The organism is Dokdonia sp., from assembly GCF_039945015.1.
Taxonomy (GTDB): domain Bacteria; phylum Bacteroidota; class Bacteroidia; order Flavobacteriales; family Flavobacteriaceae; genus Dokdonia.
In genome coordinates, this window is record NZ_JBDUXP010000002.1 from 121,081 (window position 1) to 135,089 (window position 14,009).

Here is a 14,009-nt window from a genome sequence, read left to right on the forward strand (position 1 = left end):
TTTAAACCTAATGTAAAATATATAATAGGAGCAAGCGGACATTCATATACTCGATTACAAGAAGTGAAGGAAGTCGATTCTATAGATATATTATTTTTAGGAAATTCTCAAGCGTATAGAGGGTTTGATACAAGGGCTTTTGAAAAACTTGGAATTCGCAGTTTTAATTTGGGAACTAGTGGACAAACATTTCTTCAAACAAAATTAATTTTAAAACGCTATTTAGAAAAGATACGCCCTAAGCAAATCGTATTTCAAGTGTCACCATATATGTTTGGTTCATTAGGAGCAGAGTCTTCTATTGATATTTTTTCAAATGATATTAATGATTTGCATTCTGTAGAGATGGCTCTTTCTATTAATAATATACAGGTGTATAATACTCTTGTTTATTCAAAATTTAAAGATGTAATAGGTGATAAGCACGCTTTTATTGAAGAAAAGGAAAAGGGAAATGATTTATATATAAAAGGGGGATATGTCGAAAGATATAAAATGACTTCTTATACGTTTAAAGATTTGGATACCGTTTTTGAAATAAATAAAAAACAAATAAAAGCTTTTAAGGAGGTGGTTCATATGATAAACGATAAAGGAATTGATCTTGTTTTTGTTAAAGCACCTATATCTAAAGATTTAATAATCAATAAAAATATATTAATTGAATTTGAATCTCTTATAAAATCAGAAGGGGAATATTATGATTTTAATTTACTTTTAAGTTTAAATAATGATTACTTTTATGACTCTAACCACCTAAATATTAATGGAGTAGATGTCTATGGGGCTTCGCTGATTGAGGTGTTAAATATCGGAGAGAAATAGCTGTTTGTTATCACATAATAAACTTTGCATTACCAAATTAATTAAATTAGTTTTTAATAAGGAAACTAACTATATTTGCACCCCCCTTATTATACTAGAAAAAGTAACCAGTTTTGATTGATTTGAAAAAAGTTTTAATTGTTTTTGGTACAAGGCCGGAAGCCATAAAAATGGCACCACTCGTAAAAGCGTTTCAACGATACCCTGAGGTATTTGATACTAAAGTTTGTGTAACTGCTCAGCATAGAGAAATGCTAGATCAAGTACTGGATTTCTTTAGTATTACTCCTGATTTTGACCTTAATCTGATGAAGCCAGGTCAAAACCTCTATACATTAACAGCAGATATTATTATTGGGATGAAACCCGTTCTGGAATCTTTTAATCCAGACTATGTCTTTGTACATGGTGATACATCTACTACGATGGCTACAAGTATTGCTGGTTTTTATAATCAGTCTAAAGTTTGTCATATAGAAGCTGGTCTTCGTACAGATGATAAATGGTCTCCTTTTCCTGAAGAGATCAATAGGCAAGTAACTGGTAGGATCGCAGATTTTCATTTTGCACCAACAATTACTTCAGAAAGTAATTTAATCAAGGAGAATATATCTTCTAATCAGATTATAGTTACTGGTAATACAGTAATAGATGCACTTTTAGAAAGTGTGAGCAAAGTAAATAATGATCCTAGTGATCTTATTAAAGAATTAAATATAACCATAGGAGAAAAAGAAGTGCTCTTAGTTACAGGGCATCGTAGAGAAAATCATGGAGATGGTTTTGTAAGGATTTGTGAAGCATTAAAAGAAATTGCATTACAAAAACCAAATCACCTTATCATCTATCCAGTACATCTTAATCCTAAAGTTCAAGAACCTGTAAAACGTATTCTTGCTAATGTGGATAATATTATGCTTATAGATCCACTGGCATATCAAGACTTTATATGGTTAATGAATAAATCTAAACTTATCATTACAGATAGTGGAGGAGTACAAGAAGAGGCGCCTAGCCTTGGAAAACCTGTCCTAGTAATGAGAGATACTACAGAACGACCAGAAGCGGTAGAAGCAGGAACTGTAATACTAGTTGGGACAAACAAAGATTTGATTGTTTCAGAAACACTAGATTTACTTAATAATCCAGAACGCTTTACAGAAATGAGCAAATTACATAATCCTTATGGAGATGGTAAGGCGTGTGAACGTGTCGTTGAATTTATTAAAAATCAAAAATAATTACATGCAACCAGAAGTAGTAATGATAGGCCTTGGATACATAGGTCTTCCAACAGCGGCTTTAATCGCTTCAAATGGAGTAAACGTACACGGAGTAGATATTAATCCAAAAGTCGTAGAAACAATTAATAGAGGAGAAATTCATATTGTTGAGCCTGCACTTGATGAAGCTGTTGCAAAAGCAGTAAAAGGAGGTTTTCTTAAAGCTGATATAAAAGCTGTTGAAGCAAATAACTATTTAATTGTAGTGCCTACTCCTTTTAAAGATAAAAATGAACCAGATATATCTTTTGTAGAAGCTGCTACTAGAGGTGTATTGCCTTTACTTAAGAAAGGAGATTTATATATTATAGAATCTACTTCTCCAGTTGGAACTACAGAAAAAATGATGGACCTTATTTATACAGAACGTCCAGAATTAAAAGACGAATTATACATTGCATATTGTCCAGAGCGTGTTTTACCAGGAAACGTTATGTATGAACTAGTACATAATGATCGTGTTATTGGAGGTGTAGATGAAGCAAGTACAGAAAAAGCAATTGCTTTTTATAGCAGTTATGTACAAGGAGAGTTACATCCTACAAATGCAAGAACTGCAGAGATGTGTAAGCTAGTTGAAAATTCTTCTAGAGATGTACAAATTGCATTTGCAAATGAACTTTCTCTTATTTGTGCAAAGGCAGATATTAATGTTTGGGACCTTATTGCATTAGCTAATAAGCACCCTCGTGTAAATATTTTGCAACCTGGTTGTGGGGTAGGAGGTCACTGTATTGCTGTAGATCCTTATTTTATAGTAGCAGATTTTCCTTTGGAATCACAGATTATAGGAAAAGCTAGAGAGATTAATAACTATAAATCTTTTTGGTGTGCAGAACAAGTAAAAAATGCAAAACTTCAATTTCAATTAGATCACGGAAGAAAACCAAAAGTTGCGTTAATGGGGCTTGCTTTTAAACCAAATATTGATGATTTAAGAGAATCTCCTGCAAAATATATTGCTCAAAAAGTACTACAAGATGCAAATGATGAAGAATTCTATATTGTAGAACCAAATATCAATGAGCATAAAGTATTTAAATTAACTGGTTATGAGGATGCTTATGAGAAAGCAGATATTATAGTATATCTTGTTGCTCATGACGAGTTTAAAAACTTACCTAAAGATTCTAATAAGAAAATCTTAGATTTTGCAGGTGTAAATAAATAGTTGTTGATGATATCAAAACAATGGCAACAAGGCTTGTCTTTTATTCAAAGTAATAAAGATGCTTCATTTTCCTTTCTGTTTTATGGATTTGGTTTGCTTGGTATGTTATTGTCAGACTTGTATGTCAGTTCAAATTTTTCTACGTCTGCGACTGCTGAATGGGCTTTTTTTAAATCAACTATCTTAATAGTATCTACTATTTGTTTGCTTGGGTTTGATCAATTATTTGTTAGGGACCAAACATTAATAAAGCGTTATTTCAAAAGCTTTTTGGGGTATTGTGCAATAATAATATCTACGGTAGTATTAATCATTTTTTTTATAAAAGATTATAGTTATACTAAAGTAGGATTGTTGGGGCTTGCTATTTTTTTAATGGCAATACAGAACTATATTTCTGCAGCGTCTAGAGGCAATTATAGACTTTGGAAAGCTCAGTTTTCTGCAAATTTCTGGAAATTACTAATATTCATTACTATATTAACAATTCCGAATATTGATACAATCCATTACTTTATTGTTGTATTAGTATTTACTGTGAGCACAGGATTACTGTTAGGCGGTTTTAAAAAAGTAAGTGACCAATTTGCTTCTAAAGAGTATCTGGATACTAAAACGGCTAGGCTTATGGGGATTTCTTTTTTGTTGCATAATCTTACATTAGTTGTTGCTATTTATGGAGAACAGTTTTTAATAAATCTTTTTGGGGCAGAAGTAGCATCTTCTCACTTATTCAAATACGTCGCAGTTTTTACTCCAATAGCTTTGAGTCTTAATGGTTTTTTAGGGTTTTATTTAGGACCTAAAATACGTATTAAGAATACGATGGATCTAAATGGATATAAAAAATTCGGAATACGTATCTTTCTTTTTTCTATAGGCGTTGTTACAGTATCTTTTGTTTTTGGTTTAATCTATATGAGGACTATATTAGATATTGGTTGGCAAGAATTAGATTATTGGATCATAAGCTGTCTATTTGTAATAACAATGGTGAGAGGGTTATACATAGCGACATCTGTTTGTTTAGGGGTCTTTGGTACTAAAAAATTCCTTCAGAAAGCAGCTTCTTATACTTGGCTTGCTACCATAGGATATCTTTTAGGTATTGTTGCTATTTTATTTATATATAAAGGTGTTGTTGCCGCAGAGCTTATATGTTTGGCGACATTAATTAATTGGATTTTACGATTAGCTGTTTCAAATACATTTACTATTAAAACTTTTAAAACCAGAGTCATTGGATAATTTTACCTTTATAGCGCCATTATCAGCTTTATCTAGACGTACACGTCTTTATAAGGTTGCTTTGTACCTGCATGGGAAAGGTGTTAAAAGTATTAAACATATAGGTTGGGAACGATTACCAGAAGAAGCAAAAGAATTTGCTTTTGATTTTGAAATCCAAAAAGAGATTATTCAAAGTGGCGGTGGATATGGTGGAAGCAAAGTGAAAAAAATGTATTTCTTATGGATGCTAAGATTATTCTTTAAGAGTTTTGGTATTAAGAAAAATGAAGTTGTGTGGGCATTAGGATTTGAAAGTGCTTTTCCTTTATTACTTGCTAGTAAAATAAAAGGATTTAAACTTTACTTTGATGACGCAGATCGTTTTTCAATGTTATTTAATTTTCCTAAACCTGTAAAAGTAATTATGCAGCTTTGTGAGAAAATAACATCAAGAAACGCGTATAAACATATTATCCCTGTTCGTGAGCGTTATGATTTTTCTTCTTCTAAGTTTTACATACTTATGAATATGCCTAGTGAATCAGAGATCATAAAGGCAAAAGAATTAGCCATTGCTAATAAGTGGATTAAGGCATCTATAGTTATAAATATAAATGGTTGGTTAGGTGCTGGTCGTGGTATGAAAACAGCTTTAGAACTTTGTAAATCTTTAGAAGGAAAAGATGTTGCTTTTATTCTGGCAGGAAAACTAGATTGCCCAGAAGCAAAAGAGCTAGCAGAAAAGAAGAATGTACAATATATTGGTGAAGTTTCCAATGCAGAAGCTTTATCATCGTATATAGTGTCTGATTTTGTATTTACCTATTATGACCCTTCTTCTGTAATAAACACATTAGCGGCTTCAAATAAATGGGGAGATGCCATTAAAACAGGTATAGGAGTTATTGTAAATAAAGAAGTAATAACAGCAAATTACTTAGCAGATGCTAACGTTTCTATTTCTTTTCCTTATGATAATGTAAAAGATTTATCATCTGATATATCTGAATATATATCTAATTTGTCAAGAATTGAATTAATAAAAGAAAATTCAAGAAATATTTCCAACGAATTTGGTTATTTTGAAGACCAACTAGAAAAGCTCATTTATGAAAGCTAGAAAGATTGAAAAAATTATTTGCTTTTCCACAGTAGCATTAGTGGCTAATTTTAAACCAAGATGGGCTACAAATGTGTTATATTATTTTTTTAAGAAATGGGGAATGAAGTTTAACGGGAAACCTAATTATATTTCTTCAAAAATATGGTTTGATGGTACAGATTACTCTTTAATCTCAATAGGGAAGGATGTTACAATGTCTAGTTACATACGAGTTTTAACTCATGATTGGGCGTTACATACTGTAGCGAAAGCTTTTGATGTACCTCAAGATAAACCAATTGGGCGTATTAAAGGAGTGACTATAGAAGATTATGCATTTATAGGAACCGGTACTATCTTAATGCCTGGTTGTCACATAGGAAAAGGAGCCATTATTGCAGCAGGAACTGTTGTAAGGGGTAAAGTTCCTGACTTTGCAATTTATGCTGGTAGTCCAGGTGAGATTATTGGTGATTCAAGAAAATATTTAAAGAAATTTGTGCCAGATGCAAATATTCCTAACTTTTAGATAGAGTGTCAGAACAGGGTGTACTTTTAATCATTTTTAATATTTTCACGGCTATTTTTTTCTATTTAGAAAGAAAAAGATCTGTTATGAATCCAACAGTATATTATCTTTTTTTTAATTGGGTAATGGTAGTTGGGTGTTTTCAATATTTTGAATTTGATTTAAAAGCAGATATCACACACTCTCTTATACTAATGTTTACTCCTATTTTTATTTTTATAGGGTATAAGCTAGCAATAGGTAGACAAAACATACAAGCTATTTATAATTCTTTTTGGAATGAAACCCCTTTGATTCCTATAAATAAAAATCAATCAAAGAAGATTCTGATATTATTTGTAATAACAATTTTCCTTTCTTTATTATACTATCAACTAGTAGGGTACAATCTTGTATTTTTAAGTTTAACAAGTAATGTAGAAGATTTTGTAAGTCTCAGACTTGGAGCTTATTCAGGAGAAAATTACTATGCTCCAGGCTTCTTTAATCAATTTAAAAACACCATTTTCCCAATTCTTTATGTGTATTATGCTTATAAATTAAAAGGGACTAAATGGTTTTGGAGTTATGTCATTATTCTAGGACTTATTTTATTATATGCATTGACAGGTACTGGACAGCGTACATTTATTATCACAGGATTCTTAATTGTAATTTCAATTCTGTACGGTCTAAATAACGGGAAACTTCAACGGAAATACATCTTTTTAAGTTTTGGATTAGTGATTGTTATATTTACATTTTTGTCATTAAGATTAAATAGGACTTCAGATTCTTCTATCTTAGGGTCGTTTCAACAGCTTTTTTATAGGGTATTTGATTCAAATCAATATAGTGCTATTGTAGGGTTTAGGTACATTTATGAACAAGATATACAGTTAGGTGCCGAGTGGCTTCAATCACTCGTAGGGTTGATTCCAGGAGTAAAAGGTAGTGACCTTTCTAATAGAATATTCAATGTGTTATTTGGAGGTTTTAGAGGCACAGCTCCATTAAATGTTTGGGGATCTGCATATCATAATTTTGGAATTTTAGGGTCTGTATACTTGGGAATTGCTATTGGTTATTTCTATACTAAAATATATTTACGCTTTTTGAAAGGAAGCAAAAATATTGTTAGAATATGTGTGTATTGCGCATTGTTTATATATCTAGCTACTTGGATTGCAGGAGCACCACCTCAATTAATTAATAATGGATTACTTGGATGCTTTGTTATCCTACTTTTATTAAAATTAAAGGCATAATTATGTTTATATGGTATAGTGTTTAAAATAACTTTTTTAAAACTGTTTAACGGGTTAAGAGTAGAAGATGATCGAAATAATATTTTTAATAGCAATAGTTGTTTTTTTGACAACTCATTATTTGTATTCAAGATCAATACCTCTATTAGTATTTATTACATCTCCTTGGTTTGTATTTAGTTGCTTTTTCTATTTTATTCATGTTTTAATGCCTTTTCTCCAATGGCGATCTAACTATTTTAGATATCAAAAGTCTTATGAGATATCTAACTATGGAATGTCTATGGTATATGCTCTTATAGCATATATACTTGTTTTTATAGTGCTATATGCATCAAAATATAGAAGTAAGTTAAAAGAGTTTACTTATACAGAAAAGGTACAGAGTATTACCTACTCATCTACTTTTATTAAAAAATTATTCTTTTGTGGAATAGGTATTTATTTAATAGGCTTACTATTCGCTGCTAAAAATTTATTTCATATTTTTTCAATAGGACAAAATGAATATCTTATTGATAGAATAAATTTTGGAAGATCTAGGGGTATAGAGATATTGCTCTCCCATTGGCTATATATATCTTGTATATTGTTTTCTTTTATTTGGCTTGTAGCAAAAGGGATAGATAAGGTGTTAAAAAGAAAGATCTTATTTATGGTATTTGTATCTTTTTGTAGTGTGTTAGTATATTACGGAATAAACTCTAACAGAAATTCGATATTAATTTTATTAGTAAGTGTTGTTTTTATTTTCTTTTCATATACTAAATTAAAATCTAACACTTTATTCTTAGGTAAAATTATAGGAATATTTTTTGTTTTTGGTCTTTTGTTTTTTCAATTAGGAAAAAAGCGAAGACAAGCTATGATGAAGAATGATAAAGCTTCATATACATTAATAGAAGAGTTTAATAATGCTTTTGGTAATCATGAGAATTTTGTCTGGTTACTAGAGAATAAGGAAAAGAGTGAATTATATTTTGGTAAAACCTATATTGCTGGTATTACTAATTTTATTCCTAGAAAAATGTGGAAAGATAAACCTTTAGGTGCAGGGCCATTATTGAGAAATACAATAAAACCAGGTGCTTATATCGTAGGAAAGCCTAAAAATAATTCGCTTACTACAGGTTTACTCACAGAATTACACATGAATTTTGGTATATATGGATTATTACTCGGCTCACTACTATATGGTATGCTATTAAAAAATATTGGACTCTTATTGATTAATACTTCTAGCTTAGCTAGTCTATTCATTATTCATTTTTCATTGATCATATTTTCGTCAATATTTATTTATTCAGAATTTCTTGGTTTTTTATCAAGATATGTAATAACAATTTTACCTTTGTTAATTATTAAATTTACACTAAAGAAATAACGTCTTGAAACAAATTATTCAGTCCTTTAAAACAGGGGAGACCATATTAGAAGAAGTTCCAGCACCACAAGTTAAAAGTGGTCAAGTTCTTATACGTACAACCAAGAGTTTAGTTTCTCTAGGAACAGAACGTATGCTAGTAGAGTTTGGTAAGTCTAACCTTATAGCCAAAGCTAGACAACAACCGGATAAAGTAAAACAGGTTTTAGATAAAATAAAAACTGAAGGGTTAATGCCTACGCTAGAAGCCGTTTTTAATAAATTAGGAGAACCTTTACCGCTTGGTTACTGTAATGTAGGTATTGTAGAAGCTATTGGAAATGGTGTGTCAGAATTTAAAGTAGGAGATAGAGTTGCCTCTAATGGACCTCACGCTGAGTTTGTATCTGTTCCTAAAAACCTTGTTGCTTTAGTACCAGAAGGGGTGTCTGACGAAGAAGCTTCTTTTACCGTTATAGGAAGTATAGGTTTACAAGGAATTCGTTTATGTAACCCAACCATAGGAGAAACTATTGTTGTGACTGGAATGGGGCTTATAGGACTTATGACAGCGCAGCTATTACGTGCAAATGGTTGTAAAGTTATTGGGATTGATTTTGATCAATCTAAGCTTGATATGGCTAAACAATGGGGTATTGAGACTATTAACCCAGGCAAAGGAGATGATCCTGTAAAATCTGTGTTAGAGCTTACAGATGGTATAGGAGCAGATGGTGTTATTATTACCGCTTCTACAAAAACAAATGATGTGATTGCGCAAGCAGCTCAAATGTCGCGTAAACGAGGAAGAGTTATTCTAGTAGGGGTTATAGGACTTGACATTAGTAGAGCCGATTTCTATGAAAAAGAATTGACATTCCAAGTTTCTTGCTCTTACGGACCTGGACGTTACGATGATAATTATGAGTCAAAAGGTCAAGACTATCCATTATCATTTGTAAGATGGACAGAACAACGTAACTTTCAAACAATTCTTAATGCTATTCAAGCTTCAGATATTGATGTAAAACCTTTAATAACAGAAGTCATAGACCTGGAAGACTATCTTAAAATATATGGAGAAATTGGGAGTTCAAAATCAATAGCATCTATTTTAAATTATAAAAATGCTGTCTACTCTAATGATATTGTTGTAAATGAAAAGCGTACAAGTGAATCTAGTTCTAATGGATTAGCCATTGTAGGTGCTGGTAACTTTACAAAAATGACAATGCTTCCCGCAATTAAGGGAACCAATGCAAACCTTTCACATATTATAAGTTCTGGAGGTGTTTCTGGTACAGCACTTGCTAAGAAGTTTGATATCACAAATAGCGCAACAGACTACGAAGCTGTTTTACAAGAAAAAACGGTAAATACAATAGCAATTACCACAAGGCATAACTTACATGCTCCAATGGTTATTAAGTCATTGCAAGCTAATAAGAATGTTTTTGTAGAAAAGCCATTAGCACTTAACACAGAAGAATTAGACGCAATTACAGAAGCTTATAAAAATGCAAATAGTACATTAACTGTAGGTTTTAATAGAAGATTTTCTCCGTATGCGGTAAAAATGAAATCCTTATTAGGAAATTCAAATACGCCAATACATGTTGTAGCTACAATGAATGCTGGAATGATTCCTGCAAATGTGTGGGTACATGATCTAAAAGTAGGGGGAGGACGTATCATAGGAGAAGCATGTCACTTTATTGATTTGATAAGCTATTTTACAGGAAGTAAAGTAATTTCTGTTTGTATGAATGCTATGGGAAAAGCTCCAGAAGAAAATACAGACAACGCAACACTTTTATTGAAGTATGCAAATGGATCAAATGGAGTAATTAACTATTTTGCAAATGGTAGTAAGACATATTCAAAAGAACGTGTAGAAGTATATTCTCAAGAACGAACATTGATATTGGATAACTGGCGTAACCTAAAAGGATTCGGTTTTAAAGGTTTTTCAAAAATGAAATCCAAAATGGATAAAGGTCACAAAAGTCAGTTTGAAGGTTTAGTGAATCAAATAAATAATGGAGGAGAAGCATTAATTCCTTTTGATGAATTAATCAATACAACAAAAGCTTCTTTTGCAGCTATAGAAAGTCTTAAAACAGCCGCTTGGGTAGATGTTGAATAAAATAAAAAGATTAATAGATCTCTTCAAAAATATGGGGATGCGATATGTTGCCTTTAGAGTGCAGTATATGATATCCTCAAAATTAGGTTTTCATAAAAACAAATTCCCTACTTCCCCAAACGTTAAAACCTTTACAACACTTGAAGATTGGAGAAGTAATACCCCAATATTCTTTTTTGACGGGAAAGAAAACATTCCATTAACCGCTAAAAAAAGTGATGCTTTAGAAGCACGCTTTCGCGAAAGCAAACAAGGAATCTTTACTTTTTTTAGTAGTGAGAAACAAGATCTTGGAGCTACCTATGATTGGATTATAAACCCTTCTACAGGTTACAAATACGATATCACTAAGCATTGGTCAGATATACAAGATTTATCTGCAGAAGCTGGTGATATTAAATATGTTTGGGAAAAAGCACGATTCTCATATCTATATGATATTATTCGTCACGATTACCATAACAATAGTGATCAAGCTGCTTTTGTATTCTCCGAAATAGAAGACTTTATAATGCAGAACCCTATTAATTTAGGTCCTAATTATAAATGTAGTCAAGAAATTAGCTTGCGTATCCTTAACTGGACGTTTGCCTTATACTATTACAAAAACTCTGAAGCTCTAACTCCAGAACGCTTTAATACTATCATAAATAGCATCTATTGGCAATTACATCACGTATTTCATAATATCAATTTCTCTAGAATTGCAGTACGTAATAATCATGCCATTACAGAAACATTAATGTTATATCTATCTGGATTGCTCTTTCCTTTTATTCCAGAAACAAAGAAATGGAGTAAAGCTGGTAAAAAATGGTTTGAACAAGAAGTAGATTATCAGATATATAATGACGGTACATTTCTTCAATTTTCTATGAATTACCACAGAGTAGCCGTTCAACTACTCACTTGGGGTATACGGTTATCAGAACTACATAATGACAAGTTCACAGAGGCTGTTTATACAAAAGCAAAGAAATCTCTTTCCTTTTTAGAAGCTTCTCAAGACCCAGTATCTAAACAATTGCCTAATTACGGTTCTAATGATGGCGCATTATTCTTTAAACTCACAGATTACGATTACCGTAATTACCAATCACAATTAGATGATTTAAGAGCGGTTCTTTATGGTACAATACAACAAACTTCCGAAAGTCAGAGTTGGTATGGACTTCGTGACCTCACGGTGGATACTAAAAGGGAAGATGGTGTGTTTAGCTTTCGCGAAAGCGGATATCAAATTATTCAAGAAAAAGATGTAAAAACATTTCTTAGATGCGGTTCCTATAAAGATCGCCCATTTCAAGCGGATAATTTGCATCTTGATATTTGGGCAAATGGGATGAACTATTTATGGGATGTTGGAAGTTATTTGTATAATACAGATGCAGAAACGTTAAATTATTTTGTAGGTACTCCAGGTCATAACACAGTAAGTGTAAATGGAGAAAACCAAATGCTCAAAGGAAATCGTTTTATCTGGTATAATTGGATTAAAGAAGCTCAAAGTACTGTAATAGAAGAAGAAGATAGATATATGTTTAAAGGAGCTATAAAAGCCTTTAAACATATAGGAGAACGTACTCACACACGTACAATAACAAAGTTTAAAGGGAAATTAGAATGGCATATTGAAGATGAAGTCTCTCCTTTAAATAATGATACCATGATTCAATATTGGAATAGTAATCCTATTCTTGCAGATCAAATAAGAATAAAAGCATATAGTGGAGATAAAGAATTGACTAAGAAAGAAGAAACTTTATGGTATTCTGGATATTATGGAGTTAAAACACCTTCCTTACGTACTTCTTTTGAAACTACATCCCCAAAAATCAAAACAACAATAACGATTCTAACCTAATCATTTATGCGCATACTTTTATTACATCAATATTTTCTTGAAAAAGATGAAGGAGGAGGATCTCGTTTTAATGAGATGACAAAAGTATGGAGCTCATTGGGACATAAAGTGACTGTCCTATCTGGGATGGTAAGCTATACCACTGGAAAAAAACCAGAACGATATAAAAAGAAATACTTTTATAAAGACAATGAATTTTATGAAAACGTAGATATTATACGTAGTCATGTTTCAGAAAGTTATAACACCAATTTTATAGGGAGATTGTGGGGATATTTTTCTTTTGTTTTTTCATCTTCCTATGCTGGTTTATTTAAGGCTAAAGGAAAGTATGATGTAATTGTGGTTACATCTCCTCCTTTATTTGTTGGTATTACGGCTGTAATACTCTCAATGTTTAAAGGTTTGCCTATTGTTTTTGAAGTACGTGATTTATGGCCAGAATCTGCTATTGATACTGGAGTTTTGAAAAATAAACTTATTATTAAAATGGCCTATTGGTTTGAAAACTACATTTATAAAAAAGCAAAATTAATTAATGTACTAACTCCTGCATTTAGAACAAAACTTATTGAAAAAGGAGTGCCAAAGGAAAAAATTATATTTATACCTAATGCAGCAGATTTTACATTAGCAGAGCAAATTCAAAAGGATAATTTTGACGCTATTGCTTTTAAAAAAGAACTAGGTTTAGATGGTAAATTTGTTATTACTTATGTAGGTGCTCATGGAGTTGCAAATCACTTAATACAATTAGTAGATGCAGCCGAAAAATTACAAGATACTTCCGTTGTTTTTCAATTAATAGGATCTGGGATGAAGAAACAGGAATTGCAGGAAGAAGTAAAAAAACGCAAACTTTCTAATATTATTTTTAGAGATGCCGTTCCTAAAGCTGAAGTGTTTAAATATATACTAGCATCAGATATGGGTGCTTCAGTTCTTAAAAAAGTAGATACGTTTAAAACCATCTATTCTAACAAGACTTTTGATTATATGTCTTGTAAACGAGCTGTATTTCTAGCAATAGACGGTGTATCTAGAGAACTAGTAGAGCAAGCTGACTGTGGTATGTATGTAGAACCAGAAAACATAGATGATATCGTTGCAAAACTTAGAGAAGTAATTAAGAATAAGGAAACACTTATAAAACAGGGGGAGAACGGGTATGACTATGCAAAAAAGCATTTTGATAGAGGTGTCCTTGCACAACAATATGTAAATCATCTGCAAACCATTGCGCGATAAA

The 14,009-nt window shown here is 31.6% G+C and carries 11 protein-coding genes; all 11 read left to right on the forward strand.

The window, feature by feature from the left end; translation table 11 throughout:
• The first annotated feature begins 63 nt into the window (after positions 1-63).
• The 11 genes from ABJD27_RS00695 to ABJD27_RS00745 all read left to right on the forward strand — a co-directional run bounded on the left by ABJD27_RS00695 (position 64) and on the right by ABJD27_RS00745 (position 14,008).
• On the forward strand, positions 64-825 hold the full coding sequence (locus tag ABJD27_RS00695; protein ID WP_348173448.1) for a hypothetical protein: 762 nt from the start codon (positions 64-66) through the stop codon (positions 823-825).
• A gap of 122 nt (positions 826-947) precedes the next feature.
• Positions 948-2,066 (forward strand): UDP-N-acetylglucosamine 2-epimerase (non-hydrolyzing), encoded by a 1,119-nt coding sequence (gene wecB / locus ABJD27_RS00700; RefSeq protein WP_348173446.1) that lies wholly within the window; start codon positions 948-950, stop codon positions 2,064-2,066.
• A gap of 4 nt (positions 2,067-2,070) precedes the next feature.
• On the forward strand, positions 2,071-3,279 hold the full coding sequence (gene wecC, locus ABJD27_RS00705) for a UDP-N-acetyl-D-mannosamine dehydrogenase (protein WP_348173444.1): 1,209 nt from the start codon (positions 2,071-2,073) through the stop codon (positions 3,277-3,279).
• 6 nt (positions 3,280-3,285) lie between these two features.
• Entirely contained in the window at positions 3,286-4,527 is a 1,242-nt protein-coding gene (locus ABJD27_RS00710; RefSeq protein ID WP_348173443.1) for a hypothetical protein, read from the forward strand.
• Positions 4,520-5,629 carry a hypothetical protein gene (locus tag ABJD27_RS00715; RefSeq protein ID WP_348173441.1) on the forward strand — a complete coding sequence of 370 codons (1,110 nt, stop codon included), beginning with the start codon at positions 4,520-4,522 and terminating at the stop codon, positions 5,627-5,629. The genes ABJD27_RS00710 and ABJD27_RS00715 overlap by 8 nt, the downstream gene beginning before the upstream one ends.
• A complete protein-coding gene (locus ABJD27_RS00720) occupies positions 5,619-6,140 on the forward strand; it encodes an acyltransferase (protein WP_348173440.1) in 522 nt (173 codons plus the stop codon). Before ABJD27_RS00715 ends, ABJD27_RS00720 begins: the two co-directional genes overlap by 11 nt.
• A gap of 5 nt (positions 6,141-6,145) precedes the next feature.
• Positions 6,146-7,387 carry an O-antigen polymerase gene (locus tag ABJD27_RS00725; RefSeq protein WP_348173438.1) on the forward strand — a complete coding sequence of 414 codons (1,242 nt, stop codon included), beginning with the start codon at positions 6,146-6,148 and terminating at the stop codon, positions 7,385-7,387.
• 67 nt (positions 7,388-7,454) lie between these two features.
• Entirely contained in the window at positions 7,455-8,771 is a 1,317-nt protein-coding gene (locus ABJD27_RS00730; RefSeq protein ID WP_348173437.1) for an O-antigen polymerase, read from the forward strand.
• A 4-nt stretch (positions 8,772-8,775) separates the two neighbouring features.
• Positions 8,776-10,896, forward strand: a complete 2,121-nt coding sequence (locus tag ABJD27_RS00735) for a bi-domain-containing oxidoreductase (protein ID WP_348173435.1) — start codon at positions 8,776-8,778, stop codon at positions 10,894-10,896.
• A complete protein-coding gene (locus tag ABJD27_RS00740) occupies positions 10,886-12,760 on the forward strand; it encodes a heparinase II/III family protein (protein ID WP_348173433.1) in 1,875 nt (624 codons plus the stop codon). The genes ABJD27_RS00735 and ABJD27_RS00740 overlap by 11 nt, the downstream gene beginning before the upstream one ends.
• Before the next feature lie 6 nt (positions 12,761-12,766).
• Positions 12,767-14,008, forward strand: a complete 1,242-nt coding sequence (locus ABJD27_RS00745) for a glycosyltransferase family 4 protein (protein WP_348173431.1) — start codon at positions 12,767-12,769, stop codon at positions 14,006-14,008.
• The last annotated feature ends 1 nt before the right edge of the window (position 14,009 follow it).

Bases quoted from the DNA above. Each gene is read 5' to 3' on its own strand.
- ABJD27_RS00720 (WP_348173440.1), top strand. From the start codon at position 5,619: ATGAAAGCTAGAAAGATTGAAAAAATTATTTGCTTTTCCACAGTAGCA.
- ABJD27_RS00745 (WP_348173431.1), top strand. From the start codon at position 12,767: ATGCGCATACTTTTATTACATCAATATTTTCTTGAAAAAGATGAAGGA.
- ABJD27_RS00710 (WP_348173443.1), top strand. From the start codon at position 3,286: ATGATATCAAAACAATGGCAACAAGGCTTGTCTTTTATTCAAAGTAAT.
- ABJD27_RS00740 (WP_348173433.1), top strand. From the start codon at position 10,886: ATGTTGAATAAAATAAAAAGATTAATAGATCTCTTCAAAAATATGGGG.
- ABJD27_RS00730 (WP_348173437.1), top strand. From the start codon at position 7,455: ATGATCGAAATAATATTTTTAATAGCAATAGTTGTTTTTTTGACAACT.
- wecC (WP_348173444.1), top strand. From the start codon at position 2,071: ATGCAACCAGAAGTAGTAATGATAGGCCTTGGATACATAGGTCTTCCA.